Source organism: Fluviicola chungangensis (assembly GCF_007558725.1).
GTDB lineage: Bacteria > Bacteroidota > Bacteroidia > Flavobacteriales_D > Crocinitomicaceae > Fluviicola > Fluviicola chungangensis.
Map to the genome: position 1 here is coordinate 216,191 of NZ_VLPL01000007.1, position 18,637 is coordinate 234,827.

Consider the following 18,637-nt stretch of genomic DNA (forward strand, 5'->3'; position numbering starts at 1 on the left):
GAAAAATATGGCAGAATTAGCACAAGACGACGGCGGCGGCAAAAAAGGCGGTAAAAAACGCCCTAAGAAAGGCCCTGCGCGTATCGATATGACTCCCATGGTGGACTTAGGTTTCCTGTTGTTGACTTTCTTCGTTTTGACTTCAACATTTGCGAAACCCAAAGTAATGAGTTTGGCATACCCGGCGAAAGAACCTACTGATGAGCCGAAAAAAGACGATAATAAAATAAACAATGCAATTACTTTTATTGTATCGGATGATCGTGTGTTTTACTACAAAGGGGAATTTTACCCGGAAGGAAATGCGAAAGGAAAACCCGCAACTCAATTGACAGAAACAAACTTCGGTCCCGATGGGATTCGTAAGTTACTGATTGAAGAAAACAAATTCGTTTTGAATAAGAAGGTAGAATTGGATGCGAAATTCCAAAAGAAACAAATCGCCGACTCTACCCGCACCAACTTATTGAACGAAGCAAAAAGAGACAATAAAGCCTTGAAAGTTTTGGTAAAAACAGATATGAAAGCCAAGACCCGTAACTTTATTGATGTCATTGATGAACTGTACATTGCATCTGTAGGGGTAATTGCTCCTGTAGACATCATGAACAGTGAGCAAGCATTGTTAGACGAAGCATTAAAAAAATAATATGTTAATAACAATCGTAATTCTAATAGTAGCCGGTATTTCGTTATACGAGTACTTAAGCTCTAAAAGCTGGCAGCAGGTCACTTCTGCGGAACGTAATGAGATTGTATTTGAAGAACGCAACCACGAATACGGTGCGTACCAAATCCGAACCAATTACAGCCGCAACCTGATCCTTGTGATGGCCGGTGTAGTCCTGTTCATCGGAACAACTTTCGGGATTTATAAGTTGATTATGAATCTTCCTACGGAAAAACCAAAAGAAGTTCCTTTGGATTTAACTGCTTTTGCAGTGGATGCTCCTTTGGAGGAAGAAGACATTGTCGAACCTCTTGAGCCGGAAATTCCACCGATGGAAAAAACGATTCAGTTCTTACCTCCTGTGGTAACGGATGATGAAGTAACAACTCCTCCTCCGATTCAAGCCGATTTGGCAGATACAAAAGTTTCTGACAAAACCAATGAGAATGAAGGTGACCCGTTTGCAAAAACAGACCCGACTCCTCCAAAACCAAAGGAGGAAAAAATTGAAAAGGAAAAAGAAATCATTTACGACATCGTAGATGAGCCTGCTGAGCCACCGGGTGGAATGGCGGCTTTGAAAAGATACTTGGCTGAAAACATCAAGTATCCTCAAACAGCGGTTGAAATGGGATTGGAAGGAAAATGTTACCTGCAATTCGTAGTAAGTGAGAATGGTTACATCTCCAACGTAAAAGTGAAAAAAGGTGTAACAGATTGTCCGGAATGTGACCAGGAAGCTATGCGCGTGGTTAAAAACATGCCGAAATGGACACCTGGAAAATTGAACGGTAGAGCTGTAAACAGTACCTTCTCCCTGCCGGTTTCCTTTAAATTAAATTAATTTCAATATTAATACTAATCCCCCTTGGCTCAGCCCGGGGGGATTTTTCGTTTATTATGTTTAAAAACGCAACCCTTTTTATTGCCGGTGCAATGGTGGTCATGTGCATTGTCATGAGTTACTATCTCCTGTTTACCGACTTGCTTATTGATAAACTTTATGGTTTCAAACGCAACCTGTTTGTCGGCATCCTGTTAATGTATGGTGCCTACCGGGTTTATCGCATTTATGATTCGATTAAAAAAAACAAGAACGAAAAATAACACTATGAAAAAACGTGTGATTGTAACCCTGTTACTTGCTTTTGCTTTGGGAATTCAATTTTCATGCAGTACCGATCAAACTCCTGATGATACTCCCAGACGCGGTACCAAAACCATGTATGCAGATGAATCATTTCAGCCGTTTATCAAAACAGCCTCAGAGGTTTTCACGGGAATCAACCCTAATGCGGTACTGAAAATGGTCTACGGCAGTGAAACGGATGCCATGAAAGCTTTATCCGAAGGAACGGCCCGCACAATTTTCATCGGAAGGGATTACACCAAAGAAGAAAAAAAGTACCTGAGATCCCTGAACATTACGGTGACTTCAGACATAATAGCGAACGATGCCATCACTTTCATCGTCAACCTGAACAACCAGGACACTTTGTTGACACAGGATCAAATCCGCAACTTACTTTCCGGGAAAAGCACCGCCTGGCCCAATTCTCAAAAACCGATCGAAATTGTATTTGACAGAGTTCAATCGGCTAACTTCAATCACATGCTCCGATGGGTCGGAACCGACTTTGGAAAACAGGTCCATGCAGCAAAAAATACGGAAGACCTGATCCGTTACGTCCAGGACAATCCAAATACGCTGGGAATAATCGGTTACAACCACATCAGTGACCTGGACGATCCGATCGTAAAGGAACGAATCAAGAAGTTTAAAATCGTTGGTGTTAAGGGAAATGACAACGATTACTGGAAACCCGGAAAGGCAAACATCACGGAGAAAAAATACCCGTTTTGCCGCCCGATCTGGGCAATTAACTCCGGAGCCCCGGACGGATTAAACACCGGTTTTGTAAACTTCCTGAATGGAAGACAGGGTCAGATGCTTTTGGAAAAATGCGAATTGGGTCCTGGTAAGGGAACACCACGGGAAATCAACTTTACTACGGAGTAAGTTAAACACCATTCATTTTGAACTCTGCGCCGATGCTAAAGCTTTAGCGCAAGCATTTTGAACCAGTTAAACTCTTTGAACTTAAGAAAAGCCATTTTAGTCAATAAAGCATACCACCAAGTCGATTAATATGAAATAATCGTTAAGAAACGAGCCTGTTTAATCAGTTTATACTAATTTGGCAAAGGAATTGTAAAGAAATTCATACGTTGAAAAGACAAAATACCATGAACAAGTTAAAACTATTCGTTCTTGCATTAAGTTTAGGAACAGCCGCACAGGCACAAACATTGCAGGACGCTAACAGAAAAACAGAAAACGAGCGTTACGATTTAGCGCGCAAGGATTATCAAAAGTTGGTTCAGGCAGATCCGACAAGTGTGGAGAATGCATTTTTCTTCGGGAACTTCTATGCGCTGATAGGAGAAAAAGATTCAGCTATTACCATGTGGAGAAAAGCCGGATCCATCGACCTGGAAGATAAACTGGGAATGGTGGCTGCTGCAAAAGCCTTATACTTCCAGGGAGATACCACCACTGCAGGTCAACAATTCTGTGAAATCATCAAAAAAACAAAACGCAAAAACCCGGTTGTTTATCACCGCATTGCCGAAACGTATGCAACTGGTCCATTGAAAAACCTCAAACTGGCTGAAAGTTATTTACGTGATGCTATTCGTTTGGACTCCAAAAACTTAGACGCTTACGTTCTTTTGGGAGATGTATTGCTCGCGCAAAGCAGCTCCAACGCGAGTCAGGCAACCGAGCAATATAATAATGCCTTGGCCATCGACCCGAATTCAGCAAAAGTAATCGTGCGCAAAGCACAGATCTACCAACGCGTTCAAAACTACAAGCTGGCAAATGAAGAATACAAAAAAGCTCAGGCTGCAGACCCGAACTATGCTCCTGCATACAGACAAAACGCCGAGTTGAACATCCTTTTCGACCAATATGCAGCTGCAATCGAATCATGGGAAAAATATTTAAAATTAAATGACACAGACGAAGCGCGTTACCGATATGCAAGTTCTTTGTTCGGAGGAAAACAATACTGTGATGTACTTCCTCAGGTTGAACGCATTGAAAAGAACGGATTTACAAACCTGTATACAAAACGAATGCTTTTCTATTCCTTGTACGAGTGTAATGAAGCAGGAGACAGTTTGAAATATGTTCGCGCATTGGACGAAAGCAATAACTTCCTGAAAATTGTTCCGAAAGACAAGATCATTTCTACCGATTACAAATACCGTGGTATGATCTACGATAAACTGGGACAGGAAGACAAAACAATTGAGCAGTATTACTTGGCTGCATCTATTGATACGGCAAAAGCAGCTGAATATCTTTCAGACATTGCAAAATTGTATTCTGAAAAGAAAGACTATCCGAAACTCATCGAAGTCTATACAAAAAAAATGGATCAGTATCCTTCCAAAATGGAGGCGATCGAATACTATGATTTTGGTAGAGCTTATTATTTCGGACCAAAAGATTACAAAATGGCTGACTCGATCTTCGGACGTTTGGTGGCAATGAACCCTGCGTTTGCAGGAGGTCATTTCTGGCAGGCAAGAGCGCGCGTTCAGTTGGATTTGAATCCTAAGACCAGAACCTATTTAGCTCAACCGCAATACGAAGCATTCCTTGCTGCTTTGACACCGGAAGACATTGCATCGGGTTCATACAAAGCGTATATCATTGAAGCTTCAAAATACCTGGGTGATTACTATGTAAACTCTCCGATGAAGGACAAAGCAAAGGCAGACGCTATGTGGAACAAAGTACTGGAATTAGATCCGGAAGATCCTCAGGCGAAAGCTTACTTTAAGAAGTAAATACTGAAAGAACGATTAATAAAGTCCTCCTGGTTATTCCAGGGGGATTTTTTGTTTGTAACCCTTCTTTATTAAAACCCGGGGTTATTTTGATCGACCTCTTGCAGTGGTTTCTTCTGTTTTTAAGAAGTTGACTGAATCACGTGTTACAGAAGAAACTTCTCCCGGATCAATTAAGCATGTTAGTAAACTTACTTTCAGTATCAAAGAAGATCCCTTCATCAAGCATTCCCAATCCTCCAAGCAACTTAACTAAATTCCCGCCAGTCCGTCTTCACTCGGAAGACTCACCCATCCCATATTCACACAGCAAATAACGGATCTTTTCAAAAGACGAATCCCAGAAACAAAAAAGCCCGGACAATTATCCGGGCCTGTATTTTATAGAGGAGTTATTTATTTTTTTCCTAAAGTCAAAGCTTCATTCCATCTCAAAGGAATCGTTGCTTTATCAATTTTGGCTTGGGTGCTTTCCTGGAAAACGTCGTTGAATATCAGCCACATTTCCACCATCTGCATGTCATTTTTGGAACCTCCTTCCATTTTAGACCATCCCGCTGTAATGGATTCCGTTTTTCCTTTTTCAATAGCAACTACATCTGCCTTTGATTTAACGGTTGCATAAACATTTCCGTCCGGCATGCGCATGGACATCTTTGCAGGGGAAGCAAAACCAATTCCTTCTCCATTGTAAGTCACGTTGAATTTCACTTCCGTTTTGGCAGTTGTCTTGGATGAATTCACCAGAGTCACTTTAAAATTTCCTGCAATAAACTCGTTGGAAGCAATCGGCAGTTTAAATTCCGGAGATTTCGTCGCGTCCTTCAGTGTTACTTTATAGAATCCGTCGCAAACAAAATTGAACGAACGTGGATCATTCAATTTGTCACCGGTTGCTTTCAATACGCGTTTTTTGCTGTCATAAGGCGGAATCAGCAATTTATCCTCTTTAAAGCTCAATGGCTTACCCCCCACTTCAAACTTTCCTTCCTCCGGTATATACAAAAGCCAATCATTGGTTTTATTGGTGATATTCATTCGGAACTTGACTTCCTTGGGAAGCGCAACTACATTATCAATTTCCACTTTGTAAGTCTCTGTTTCAAAGGTAGTATCGTTGTAATACACTTTTTCATATTGACCAAAAACAGTTCCGGAGAGAACCATTGTTCCAATAAATCCGGCTATCATAAATACTTTCATAGGTTTAATTTTTTAATTTTTTTCCAAACTTACCAAATTCGTGCCAATTCGCTGAATCATCATTCCCGTTTCAGACACCAAATCTACACAATCGCCTTAAAAACAGAGGGCTGCCGCTTTTAAATTCATTTGCGCTACCGTTGAATAAGGCATTTCGACAGATAAAATTGTTTTAAAAAAAGGTATTCGTTTAGTTATTAGATTAGAATATAAGTAAAACCAAAAAGGCCTATTGGATTTACGTTTAGCTGAATAATAAACTTAAAAAAACCAAAATCATGGTACTTACACTTTCAATCATGGCAATCATTGTAGCGTTTTCGCTTTATGATTACTTCTCTTCCAAGTCCTGGCAAATGGTCACTTCGAAAGAGCGCAACGAAACCGTATTCGAAAATCGAAACAAGGAATACGGTGCATATCAAATCCGCAGGGATTACAACAAGCGAATCTTATTGGTGTTCCTTGGTGTTACTGTCGGAATCGGTGCATTATGGGGCGCATCCAATCTGTTCAAACCATTGGAGCAAAGAAAAGACACCAAATATATCTCTGAAAACATCGCAGAGCTCTTCAAAAATGAAGAAGAAATAATGGAGATTCCGGAACCGGAGAAAATTGAAGCACCGGCCGTTGAGTCTATTGCAGAGATTACAGCATTTCGGGCCCCGACCCCGGAAGACGATCCCATTTCCGATCCGCAGATAGCCCCTATTGATCCAACTAAGTCAATCGGATTAGTTGATCAGAAAGGAGACGGAAAATCCATTTGGGACAATCCTGAAATTATTCCTCCGGGTAAAGGAACTGGCGGCACAGGACTCATTGAACCTCCAAAAAACGATGATCCGGTTCCCTATGTGGACGAGCCTGCAGAATTTCCGGGTGGTATGAACGCATTGCGCGAATTCATCCGGGACAACATCGACTTGAACATGATCGATGGAAGCGCGAAGGTTTCCCTGAAGTTTGTAGTCGATACAGACGGAACGATTTCTTCGGTGATCGTAACCAAAACCAGTGAAGATTGCAAATCATGCGAAAAGGCGGCTATTAAAGTCGTTAAATCCATGCCAAATTGGAAACCGGGGAAATTGAACGGTCGTGAAGTAAAAAGTTACTACCGACTTCCGATTAATATTCAATAGACAAATAGGTTTCTTTTTCATAATCCGGAAAGGTGGACATGCTTCGGCAGTCTGCCTTTTTTATTTGGATCAAACAGATCAAAGAGTTCAAAGGTGTTTAAGTAAATCTACATTGAACGATTGAACTGCCTTAATTCTAAATTTTTAGCAAGTTTTGTTCAAGAAAAATTGGATAAAAAAATAAAAACAGTAACTTTGCGCCCAAATTAAGGAATACACTTAAAAGGCAACAAAATGTCCAAAATTCAAGGAAAAATATCACAGGTTATCGGACCGGTTGTCGATGTAACATTCGACAAAGGCATGTCACTTCCAAACATCTATGACGCATTAGAGGTGTTCAAAACTGATGGAACAAAAGTAGTACTAGAGGTACAATCGCACGTTGGAGAGAATTCCGTGCGTACGATCTCTATGGATTCCACTGACGGGTTCCGTCGCGGGATGGAAGTTGTTTCAACTGGAAGCGCCATTAAAATGCCTACAGGAGATCAAATCAAAGGACGCTTATTCAACGTTGTTGGTGAAGCTATTGATGGGATCGGATCTGTTGACAACACAAATGGTCTGCCAATTCACCGTGAAGCTCCTAAATTTGAGGATTTATCCACCGCAACCGAAGTGTTATTCACAGGTATTAAGGTAATTGACCTGATCGAACCTTATGCAAAAGGAGGTAAGATTGGTTTGTTCGGTGGTGCCGGTGTAGGAAAAACAGTATTGATCCAGGAATTGATCAACAACATTGCCAAAGGGCACGGAGGGTTATCCGTATTTGCAGGTGTAGGTGAGCGTACCCGTGAAGGGAATGACTTGTTGCGCGAAATGTTGGAATCAGGAATTATTAAATATGGAGAAGCATTCCTTCATTCTATGGAAGAAGGTGGATGGGATCTATCCAAAGTTGATTTGAACGAAATGAAAGAGTCAAAAGCTACTTTCGTATTCGGTCAGATGAACGAGCCTCCCGGAGCACGTGCACGTGTTGCGCTTTCCGGATTGACCATGGCGGAATATTACCGTGACGGAGACGGTGAAGGTCAGGGGAAAGATATCCTTTTCTTCGTTGATAACATCTTCCGATTTACCCAAGCTGGTTCTGAGGTATCAGCACTACTTGGACGTATGCCTTCAGCAGTAGGTTACCAACCGACACTGGCAACTGAAATGGGTGCAATGCAAGAGCGCATTACTTCCACAAAAAGAGGATCTATTACATCCGTACAAGCGGTTTACGTGCCTGCGGATGACTTAACGGATCCGGCTCCTGCAAATACATTTGCCCATTTGGATGCAACTACGGTATTGTCCCGTAAAATTTCCGAGTTAGGTATCTACCCTGCTGTGGATCCGTTGGATTCCACATCTCGTATCCTGACTCCGACAATTCTGGGTGAAGAGCATTACAACTGTGCTTCCCGTGTAAAAATCACTTTGCAGCGTTACAAAGAATTACAAGATATCATTGCAATCTTAGGTATGGATGAGTTGTCTGAAGAAGACAAAATGATCGTTCACCGCGCCCGTCGTGTTCAGCGTTTCTTATCTCAGCCATTCCACGTTGCAGAGCAATTTACCGGTATTCCGGGTTGTTTGGTTGATATCCAGGAAACAATCAAAGGATTTAACATGATCCTGGATGGTGAGATGGATAAATACCCTGAAGCAGCATTTAACCTGAAAGGAAGCATCGAGGATGTGAAACTGGCAGGTGAAAAAATGTTAGCTGAAGCTTAATATAAAAGACATTAGACGAAAGACACGAGACAAAAGACAAGATATCAGTCTTTTGTCTTTAGTCTTCGGTCTTTAATCTAAGAGATATGCAATTAGAAATTATCACTCCGGAGACATTAATCTATAAAGGTGAAGCAACTGCGGTTCAACTTCCGGGATTAGACGGTTCGTTCCAAGTGTTGAATAACCATGCACCGATTATTTCCGGATTAAGTGCCGGGACAATCAAAGTGGATTTGGTGGAAGCACTTAAGATTACTCCGAAAACAAACCCGAACATTACTGCTGAAAACCATGGTAAAATTATCCATGTTGCGATCAAAGGTGGTGTTGTGGAAATGCAAAACAATAAAATTATCGTATTAGCTGAATAATACGTAGTAATAAACCGATAAAGAGGGGCTCGCCGAGGCGGGTCCTTTTTTTGTTAAGGTCTGTTATAAAACGTATTTTTGCACTAATACATAAGATTCTTTAATTATTTTCGTTCTGTAATCATGAATCTACAGGATCAAATAGATTTGACAAACGTACCAAAACACATTGCTATCATTATGGATGGGAATGGACGCTGGGCCAAAAAACAAGGGCAAGAGCGCCTATACGGTCACTCATTCGGAGTTGACTCGGTTCGTGCTTCCCTGACAGCATGTAAAAATATTGGTGTAAAATATGCTACGATGTACGCTTTCTCTACAGAAAACTGGAGCAGGCCTCATGACGAAGTAGAAGGATTGATGAGCTTACTTGTTTTCACCATTGCAAATGAAGTGAGTGAGTTGAATGCGCAAAATGTTCGATTGTTAAGCATCGGTGATACCGACGGACTGCCGGAAGATTGCCAAAATGAACTGTCCAACGCCATTGAATCGACTAAGAACAATACGGGAGTTAACCTGGTTATCGCACTCAATTACAGTTCCAGATGGGAAATAGCCGAAGCAGTAAAAAAACTGGCTTCCCAGGTGAAAGATGGAAAACTGGAAGTTTCTGACATTACACCGGAATTGATTAATTCCACGTTATCAACCAGAGACATTCCCGACCCGGAATTACTGATCCGCACAAGCGGAGAACACCGTTTAAGCAATTTCCTGCTTTGGCAGGCGGCTTACAGCGAATTTTACTTTACCCCTGTTTTATGGCCGGATTTCCGCGAGGAGGATCTCTACAAAGCCGTTCTTGATTATCAGTCAAGAGAAAGACGTTTCGGAATGGTATCCGAGCAATTATAAATTATCCTATGAAAAAATTCCTATCAATTTTATTTCTTACGTGCGCTTTATCGTCTTTCGGACAAGATAAGGACACCACCATCGTAAACAACACGGCAGGTAAAATTGATACTACCCAATCATCCGCTACCACTATCGGTGGAGGCTTGGATTTTAATTACTCCAAAACAGAAAAATACATCCTGGGACCTATCCGCATCGAAGGTGCAGATAACTTCGATCCGCAAGCCATTAAATTAATTGCAGGATTGAAACAAGGGGAAAGTATTACGATTCCTTCGGACCGAATCAGCAACGCAATCAAAAACCTGTGGAATGAAGGCTTATTTTCCCAAGTTTCGATTGAAGCCGAAAAGGAAGTTGCCGGAGTAATCTACCTGGTCATTAAACTGACTCCCCGGCCAAAACTTTCCCGTTTCCGGTTTACAGGTGTTTCAAAAAGGGAAGTTGATAAGATCCGCGAAGAAGTAGATTTATCCTCCGGGCAAACCATTACCGAAAACCTGCTCTTCAAGACCAAGAATAAAATCAAAGGTTATTTCCTTGAAAAAGGATTCAACAATGTTCAAATCAACATTACCCAAGTTCAGGATACACTTATCAATAATTCCGAAATCTTTTTCATTGATATTGACAAAGGTAAAAAGGTAAAAATTAAAAAGATTGAATTTGATGGAAACACCTCCGTCAAACCCTGGAAACTGCGCAGGGCAATGAAAGACACCAAAAGAAGGTCTATCATGCGTATTTTCAAGCGTTCCAAATTCAATGCTACCGCTTACATCCGGGATAAAGAAGCTGTTCTGGATAAATTCAGAGCGGTTGGTTTAAGAGACGTGCGCTTTACAGTAGATTCTGTCTACAAAATAAACAACAGGAACCTGGGAATCTACCTGAAAGTAGAAGAAGGTCAGAAATATTATTTCGGTGATATTTCATGGATTGGAAATACGAAATTCAGTTCCGGGCTTTTAGATACCGTATTGGGAATTAAATACGGCGATGTGTATGATAAGCCTTTGTTGGATCAGCGTTTACATCAGAGTCCGGACGGAAGGGACATTACTTCGCTTTACATGGACAGAGGTTACTTGTTCTTCCACCTGGAACCGGTAGAAACTGGTGTGAAAGACAATCACATCAATTACGAAATGCGCATTATTGAAGGTAAGGAAGCACGTGTGAGAAACGTTATTATCAAAGGAAATTACAAAACGAATGAGCATGTCATCCGTCGGGAAATCCGAACCAAACCGGGAGATTTGTTCAGTAGAAACGACATCATCCGTACACAGCGTGAATTAGCTCAGCTGGGTTATTTTAACGAACAAGGATTCCAGGTAAATCCTATACCGAACCCGCAAGATGGAACGGTTGACATCGAATATGTAGTAGAAGAAAAGTCTGCAGATCAGATTGAACTTTCCGGAGGTTATGGTGCGGGACGTATTATCGGAACACTTGGATTGACATTCAGTAATTTCTCCGTTAAAAACATCTTCAAACCGAATTCATGGAGCCCGCTTCCAACAGGTGACGGACAACGACTTTCCATTCGTGCACAAACCAACGGAAGAATTTACCAGGGATATAACTTCTCCTTCACAGAACCTTGGTTGGGAGGGAAAAAACCAAATTCATTTACTTTCTACTTGAATCATACTTCGTTCTCTTCCAGTTTGACGTTGAAGAAACGTGACCCCAATTACTCCGGAGTCGGCATCACCGGAATGGGAGTTGGTTTGGGAAGACGTAAAAAATTCCCGGATGATTATTTCAGTGCATACTACGAATTGGCATACCAATACTATGATGTACGTAACTATTCGTCACTATTCCCAAGCTTTAATGACGGATATGCAAACGATATCAGTTTGAAATATGCTTTACAGCGTAACTCGATCAATTCACCGATCTATCCGACGGAAGGATCGAAAATTTCCTTCACTGCAAAAGGGACACTTCCTTATTCTTTGATGGAGAGAAACAAGGATTACAGCACGATGTCTGCACAGGAAACCTTCAAGTACCTGGAATACTATAAATTGAAATTCACCTTTGAATACTATTTGCCGCTTTCTCCTGACAAAAAACTGGTTTTGATGCCACGCATCGGATTCGGTTACATGGGAGCTTACAATGCTGCAAAAGGATTGACACCGTTTGAGCGCTTCAACTTAGGTGGTAGTGGTCTTTCCGGGGTAAACCAATTCGGAGGTCGTGAGATCATTGCATTGAGAGGTTATGACGACAATGCGTTGTCTTCCAGCGGAGGTGACCCGATCGTTGCGAAATACACCATGGAATTACGCTATCCGATTTCATTGAATCCACAGGCAACCTTCTTTGTCCTGGCATTTGCTGAAGCGGGAAATACGTATACCGGTTTCAAAACCTTCAACCCATTCAACGTGAAACGAAGTGTCGGGGCGGGTGTTCGGATCTTCCTGCCGATGTTCGGTATGCTCGGATTGGATTACGGCTGGGGCTTCGACAAATTGGATAAACACTCATCCGGATACGGAGGATCCATTGATCAATCCATTGATTCGAAAGGATTCTTCCCTAAATTCACATTCACCATCGGTATGAATCTTGGTGAACTTTAAACAATAAAAATGTTATCTTCGTCGTTCTTTCAAATTTCGCCTATGAAAACTCTTGTTTTATGCTTCTTAATGGTCTTTGGCATGACCTTTGTCAGTTCCGCTCAAAAGTACGGTTACATTGACTCGGAATTTATTTTGAGTAAAATGCCGGAATACAAAGAGGCTAAGGAACGTTTAGACAAATTAGCCGAACGTTGGACCAAAGAAATTGAAGAGCGCTATGAAATGATCAAAAAGAAAAAGGAGAATTTTCTAAGAGAAGAAAGTTTATTGCCTAGCGAAGAGAAAACGAAACGCGAAGAGGAGATTAAAACACTGGAATCAGAAGCCATGCAAATGCAGCAAACACGCTTCGGAGTTGCCGGGGATTACTTCCAAAAACGACAGGAATTAATCAAACCGATTCAGGACCGGGTTTACGAAGCAATGCAAACTGTTGCTTCAAAACGGAATTATAGTTTTATCTTTGACAAATCAAATCAAAGTAACCTTGTTTATGCCGACAGCAAATTTGACATCAGTGACGAAGTTCTGCGGGAAATGGGTGTAAGCACGAAGTAAATAAATGATAACTAAAAAACAAAAATGAAAAAAATCCTATTTGCCCTGGCACTTACAGTATGTGCAATCGCAACTACACAAGCTCAATCAAAGATCGGGCACGTAAGATCACAAGTATTGTTGGATACCATGCCTTCACGTAAAGCTGCTATCAAAGAAATCAAGGAAATCGAGAATGCCGGCTTGAAAGAGTTAAAGGATGCCGATAGTGCGATCCAGGTTGCCTATATCAAGTATCAGAAAGATGCTCCCGGGATGTCTGAAACTGTAAGACAATACGAGGAAAACCGTATTCGCCGCATGCAGCAAAACCTGGAAGAGCGCCAGCAACAAATTGACCAGCAATTGCAAACGATGACCCAGGAAATGAATGTCGTAATCCTTGATCGTGTTAAAAAAGCGGTAGCTATCGTAGCGAATGCCAAGAAATACAACTACATCATCGATGAAAGCACCACACTTTTCTCGGCAGGTGGTGTTGATGTAACAAACGAGGTAATTGTAGAATTATTGAAACTGGAAGCAGAAGCTGCTAAAAAACCGGGTAAGTAATTATCAAAACACATAAAACAGGGGCGGAAAAATTCCGCCCCTGTTTATTTAACACACTTTAATTACCATGGTAATTAATAACATCGTATCTTTGTTCCATGAAACGCCAATCATTTGTAAAAGGTATGTTAGGATTTGCTGCACTCGGTGGATTGACTTCTGTCCATTCCCTCGGAAAATTATTGAACGAAGAAGATTACACCTACCCCGTCCTGTTTATAGGACATGGTTCTCCCATGAATGGAATTGAAGACAATCATTTTTCAAAGCAATGGAAAAATGAGGTAGAACACCTGCCGAATCCAAAAGCAGTCCTTGTTATTTCTGCTCACTGGCTCACCAACGGAACTTACGTTACGGCCATGGAGCATCCACAGACTATCCACGATTTCGGAGGTTTCCCGGAGGAATTATTCGCAGTACAATATCCTGCTCCCGGAAGCCCTAAATGGGCACAGCAAACCAAAGACCTGGTAAAAAGCACGACGGTTCACCTGGATCATGAATGGGGATTGGATCACGGCACCTGGACCGTTGTTCGTCACATGTACCCGGATGCAGAGATTCCGGTGCTCCAACTGTCCATCGATTATAACAAACCGGCTGCATACCATTATGCATTGGCCATGGAGTTAAAAGAGCTCCGCAAAAAAGGCGTATTGATCATCGGGAGCGGAAACATGGTCCACAATCTCCGAATGGTAGCTTGGGACAAATTAAATACCACCGATTTTGGTTACGATTGGGCCATAGAAGCAAATGAAACATTCAACAGGCTTATTACTGACCGGAACCACCAGGCATTAATCGATTATCAAAAATTGGGCTCCTTTGCCCAACTGGCGATTCCGACACCGGACCATTATTTTCCATTGATCTATAGCCTGGGGCTATCCGATACAAAGGATGAGATTACAATATTCAACAATGAAATGGTTGGCGGCTCGCTGAATATGACCTCTGTTCGATTTGGGTAAAACGGAACGATTGTGTACTTTTGGCGTATGTCAGTGAAAGGTCCAATTGGTGTTTTTGATTCCGGGTATGGAGGTTTAACCGTCCTGAAAGAAATCAGAGAAAAACTACCTGAATATGATTTCCTCTATCTTGGAGACAATGCCAGAGCTCCTTACGGCTCCAGAAGTTTCGACGTGATTTATCAATACACCTGGCAGGCCGTACAGGCTTTATTCGATAACGATTGTTCCCTGGTAATTCTTGCGTGCAATACTGCTTCAGCAAAAGCATTACGCAGCATCCAACGCATTAAACTGCCCGAGTCCTATCCCGATAAACGGGTGTTGGGCGTAATCAGGCCCAGTACGGAAGAGCTTGATAAACACACCAAAACCAAACACGTGGGTGTTCTGGGAACGGAAGGAACGATTCGTTCAAACAGTTATGAAATCGAGCTGGCTAAATTTGCTCCCGACCTGGTAGTGAATCAGCATGCTTGTCCGATGTGGGTTCCATTAATTGAAAACAATCAATTTGATACCCCGGGAGGTATTTATTTTATTCAAAATGACTTGGTATCCATCCTGGAAAAGGATCCGAAAATCGATACAATCCTCTTGGCCTGCACCCACTACCCCATTTTAATTGAACAATTACAACGGTTACTTCCAACACATATTGAAATATTGGCACAGGGAAAAATTGTTGCTGAAAGTTTGGCTGATTACCTGTCCCGCCACCCTGAGGTGGACACTCAATGCTCAAAAGGTGGAACAGTCAGATACCTCACAACTGAAAACGCCAAAGATTTCAGTGAAAAGGCTTCACTCCTGATGAACGACCAAATAGAAGCGGAACATTTAACTTTACATTAAAACAATTCTCCTTGACTTTAGAAATAATCGGATATTTTTTAGCGCTTTTTGTCGGTCTTGTACTCGGAATCCTCGGAGGTGGAGGTTCTATTCTGGCAGTACCCATTTTGGTTGCTTTCTTTCAGCTGGAACCACAAAACGCAACTGTTTATTCGCTATTCATTGTCGGAGTAACCTCTCTTTTTGGAGCAATTCAGCATTTCAAAGCCAAACTGATCAATCTAGCAAACACCTTGCTATTCGGTATCCCGGCCGTAATCAGTATTTCACTTACACGATTATTCGTTATTCCGGCAATTCCGCATACAATCCATTTGGGAAATCAAATTGTTTTTGAAAAGAATACCTTTATCATGTCTTTGTTCGCGATCCTGATGATCCTTGCTTCCATCCCCATGATCAGAGGTCAAAAAGAACATGCCACAGCAAAAAAGAACAGACCTTTGATGTTGATAATTTTTGGAGCGATTATCGGGCTTATCAGTGGTTTGGTAGGAGCCGGAGGAGGTTTTATGATCATCCCTTCCCTTTCCATTTTCATGAAGGTCCCGATCAAAAACGCCATTGCAACTTCTATCGTCATTATTGCAATTAATTCACTAAGCGGATTCACCGCGGAATTATTTACCCCCCATCTAAAATTAAACTGGATAATCCTTCTTGGTTTTACCTTAATTGCAACCGTAGGTTTAATTATCGGTTTAAAACTGAACCACAAAATTCAATCCACCAAACTCAAAAAAGGATTTGGCATATTCGTGCTCCTGATAGGAATCGCAATCCTGGCAACAGAACTGGTTTCCGTCAGTTAGAACAGCATAATATTCAAACTGAACTTCGCCGTGAGGTTGTTCTCAACTTTCGGTGAAATCACACCTCCCGCATAATGGTAGAACCCTCCGATACCGAATCCGATCCGGTTTAGGATTAGCAGATTGTTTGCAAGCAATCCCGTTTCGGCATATCCTTTATCCAGTGAATTAAATGCAATGGAGTGACGGCTCTGATCTTCTTTACTTCCATATCCCAACGCATGGTGAATTGCAAATTGAGGTGCAGTCCATTTTTTATTGGTTTTAATGGCCTTAAAATCAAACCGGGTAAACAAGGCTGTCATTTTCGAGGAATAATAGGTAGAAGCAATCATCGTTTCAAAGGAGTTTGCTGCAGATAATTTCCACATTCCGCCAGTACCCTGACCAACTTGCTGCAATAATAACGGGGAATCCCCTTCGACCACCGTTCCCATTAAGACATAAGTCAATTTACCAACTGCCCGAACAGGTACAATTTGCTGAATGCCTCCCGTTACACGCGTATAATCAATTTTAGCAGCCGTAACACCCGGAAGGCTTTTCGTCACCTTCAAAGTAAGTATGGGCCACTTCGATCCCAGCGAAACACGCTTTGTTCCCAAAGACATCACCTTATCACGGATGGCCCAGGTCAATTCCAAAGAGCTTTCCGCAATATCGTAATGGTCGGTCGATCCCATTTCAGTTTTTTTCCACTGGTATTGATATCCTTCCGTAAATTCAATGCGCTGATAAGATCCTGCAAGCCGGAATTTCATCCGTGGAAAAACATAACCTGAAAAAGCAATTTCACCGATTCGCTGTTTATCCATCTGACGAATGTATATGTCGCGGTAGAAAGAGTTCAAGCGTGTAACTACCGGTTCCGCACTCAAACCTACGCCCCCGCGTTCAACGATATCCTGTTGGTACCTGGCTTCAAAATCCAGGAAATATTTGGGAATCAGGGTGACTTTTCCATACCCTCCGTATTTCCACATTTTATCTTTAAAACCATATGCGAAGTATCCTCCAACACGAAAACGGGTGGACAATTTATCACTGGTTTCCAATCCGATCCCTAAACGGAACCCTTCATAATCCCTATAGTTTACCAACCTCAGAATATCCGCCTGGAAATAACCTAACGGAATCTTCCCCTGCAAAAGCGATTGGAGTGTTTTCAGTTTTCCTTCCAGGTTTTCCTTCTCGGAAAGACTGTCAACAAACTCATAGGTTCTCAAATCCTTATCATCCAGGTCGTATTTTCTTTTCCCTTCCCAATGCGTGCTGTCCTTACTGTTCGCATCACGGGCTGTCTCCACGAAAACGGCATTGAACCGCTGATCTTTCAAATCGGCGTCCAGGACTACTTTGTCAATGTACGTATTTCCTTTCCCAACCAGGTATGCATCTTTAATTTTGGAAGTAAAGGATAAACCCGGTGCGGTTACTTCCGTTGATAATTTATACGGAAACCACTTCTTCCCTTCCAGCAAAGTGTATTCCTGGATAATCCGCGGATGAACCCCTCCCTTATTCTCAGCAGGTTCTGCATCGACCTTTTCAACGGCAAATCCTCTCGTATTGATATACAGCCTTCCTTTCATTCCTTCAAAGTTCTTGTCTTTTCTAGGCTGGAACCGGATGGTATAAGTCGTATCCCCAGGAGCAGTGATCGTAGTATCTTCGAGGATAAATAAATACCTCCGAATTGATCCCAAGGCCAGCGGATTCAAATAAGAACGCCCCAATATATCAAACTGATTGTCGTAAAAATTGAACGATTGTAATTCATTGGCAAAAGTGGAGAACATCGGATCTGAAAAACCCGAAACGCGGTAAGCGCTGATGACTTCTTTTTCCTTGAACGGTGGTTTGAAGTATTTGGTTGAGGTACTTTCCAATAAAAAAATGTGTTGCTGATCAAAGAATTTTCTCAAATCAAGCAAGTTCGTATCTGCAGTTGTATCTGAAATTTGTGCCAATGCATCCTGGTTGATCGTAAAGACAAATTTGCTGTAACTCTCATATTTAAAAGCTACATCTGATTTGGGATGGTTCTTTTTTCTATTTTCTATTGCCTGCTCCATGATGCGTTCCGCAGGATTGACACCGGGCAAAATTGTTACTTCTTCAATTTCACTCGGTTGTTCACGCATGAAAACAATCATATCACCTGTAATGGTGATCGTCGTATCACGAAAACTGGTCATTTTAAGCGTCACCTGAGTATTTCCCGGAGGATTGGTAAATCTTCCATCCAAATCCGCCAAAAAAGGCTTTCCAACCTGGGGATACACCTTCACAAAAGGGATCGGAGAATGTGACACATCCTCCTGTATCTGAATATGTTGTGCGAAAATAACCGGTGATAAAAGAAGAGTAAATAAGCTTAATAAAATGGTTTTCATGATAGTCCTTGTCTTATTGGT

At 41.7% G+C, this 18,637-nt stretch carries 17 protein-coding genes; 15 read left to right on the plus strand and 2 right to left on the minus strand.

Annotation, left to right across the window (positions count from 1 at the left end; all coding sequences use genetic code 11):
- The first annotated feature begins 7 nt into the window (after positions 1-7).
- The 5 genes from FO442_RS14535 to FO442_RS14555 all read left to right on the plus strand — a co-directional run bounded on the left by FO442_RS14535 (position 8) and on the right by FO442_RS14555 (position 4,531).
- The gene (locus tag FO442_RS14535; protein WP_144333928.1) at positions 8-649 is read left to right on the plus strand and encodes an ExbD/TolR family protein; all 642 of its coding nucleotides are present in this window, start codon (positions 8-10) and stop codon (positions 647-649) included.
- Position 650: 1 nt separating this feature from the next.
- On the plus strand, positions 651-1,514 hold the full coding sequence (locus FO442_RS18905) for an energy transducer TonB (protein WP_246073861.1): 864 nt from the start codon (positions 651-653) through the stop codon (positions 1,512-1,514).
- Positions 1,515-1,570: 56 nt separating this feature from the next.
- The gene (locus FO442_RS14545; protein WP_144333929.1) at positions 1,571-1,777 is read left to right on the plus strand and encodes a hypothetical protein; all 207 of its coding nucleotides are present in this window, start codon (positions 1,571-1,573) and stop codon (positions 1,775-1,777) included.
- A gap of 4 nt (positions 1,778-1,781) precedes the next feature.
- Positions 1,782-2,690, plus strand: coding sequence for a PstS family phosphate ABC transporter substrate-binding protein (locus tag FO442_RS14550; protein WP_186280149.1), 909 nt, complete (start codon positions 1,782-1,784; stop codon positions 2,688-2,690).
- 227 nt (positions 2,691-2,917) lie between these two features.
- Positions 2,918-4,531, plus strand: a complete 1,614-nt coding sequence (locus tag FO442_RS14555) for a tetratricopeptide repeat protein (RefSeq protein WP_144333931.1) — start codon at positions 2,918-2,920, stop codon at positions 4,529-4,531.
- Between the two features lie 396 nt (positions 4,532-4,927).
- On the opposite strand, the gene FO442_RS14560 is transcribed toward FO442_RS14555, so the two are convergent.
- Entirely contained in the window at positions 4,928-5,734 is an 807-nt protein-coding gene (locus FO442_RS14560) for a hypothetical protein (protein WP_144333932.1), read from the minus strand.
- Positions 5,735-6,012: 278 nt separating this feature from the next.
- Between FO442_RS14560 and FO442_RS14565 the strand changes: the two genes are divergently transcribed.
- The 10 genes from FO442_RS14565 (at position 6,013) to FO442_RS14610 (ending at position 16,220) form a co-directional block, all read left to right on the plus strand.
- A complete protein-coding gene (locus FO442_RS14565; RefSeq protein WP_144333933.1) occupies positions 6,013-6,882 on the plus strand; it encodes an energy transducer TonB in 870 nt (289 codons plus the stop codon).
- Between the two features lie 234 nt (positions 6,883-7,116).
- Complete coding sequence (gene atpD, locus FO442_RS14570; protein WP_144333934.1) at positions 7,117-8,619, plus strand: F0F1 ATP synthase subunit beta; 1,503 nt, start codon at positions 7,117-7,119, stop codon at positions 8,617-8,619.
- Positions 8,620-8,705: 86 nt separating this feature from the next.
- Positions 8,706-8,993 carry a FoF1 ATP synthase subunit delta/epsilon gene (locus tag FO442_RS14575; RefSeq protein ID WP_144333935.1) on the plus strand — a complete coding sequence of 96 codons (288 nt, stop codon included), beginning with the start codon at positions 8,706-8,708 and terminating at the stop codon, positions 8,991-8,993.
- Between the two features lie 123 nt (positions 8,994-9,116).
- Positions 9,117-9,854, plus strand: coding sequence for an undecaprenyl pyrophosphate synthase (locus tag FO442_RS14580; protein WP_144333936.1), 738 nt, complete (start codon positions 9,117-9,119; stop codon positions 9,852-9,854).
- 8 nt (positions 9,855-9,862) lie between these two features.
- On the plus strand, positions 9,863-12,463 hold the full coding sequence (gene bamA, locus FO442_RS14585) for an outer membrane protein assembly factor BamA (RefSeq protein ID WP_144333937.1): 2,601 nt from the start codon (positions 9,863-9,865) through the stop codon (positions 12,461-12,463).
- Between the two features lie 42 nt (positions 12,464-12,505).
- Positions 12,506-13,024, plus strand: coding sequence for an OmpH/Skp family outer membrane protein (locus tag FO442_RS14590; protein WP_186280151.1), 519 nt, complete (start codon positions 12,506-12,508; stop codon positions 13,022-13,024).
- 24 nt (positions 13,025-13,048) lie between these two features.
- Complete coding sequence (locus tag FO442_RS14595) at positions 13,049-13,576, plus strand: OmpH/Skp family outer membrane protein (protein ID WP_144333939.1); 528 nt, start codon at positions 13,049-13,051, stop codon at positions 13,574-13,576.
- Positions 13,577-13,674: 98 nt separating this feature from the next.
- A complete protein-coding gene (ygiD, locus tag FO442_RS14600) occupies positions 13,675-14,553 on the plus strand; it encodes a 4,5-DOPA-extradiol-dioxygenase (RefSeq protein ID WP_144333940.1) in 879 nt (292 codons plus the stop codon).
- Between the two features lie 27 nt (positions 14,554-14,580).
- Entirely contained in the window at positions 14,581-15,408 is an 828-nt protein-coding gene (gene murI, locus FO442_RS14605; RefSeq protein WP_144333941.1) for a glutamate racemase, read from the plus strand.
- Between the two features lie 11 nt (positions 15,409-15,419).
- On the plus strand, positions 15,420-16,220 hold the full coding sequence (locus tag FO442_RS14610; RefSeq protein WP_144333942.1) for a sulfite exporter TauE/SafE family protein: 801 nt from the start codon (positions 15,420-15,422) through the stop codon (positions 16,218-16,220).
- Here FO442_RS14610 and FO442_RS14615 read toward each other — a convergent pair.
- Entirely contained in the window at positions 16,217-18,616 is a 2,400-nt protein-coding gene (locus FO442_RS14615) for a DUF5686 family protein (protein ID WP_144333943.1), read from the minus strand. The genes FO442_RS14610 and FO442_RS14615 overlap by 4 nt on opposite strands.
- Positions 18,617-18,637 lie beyond the last annotated feature (21 nt).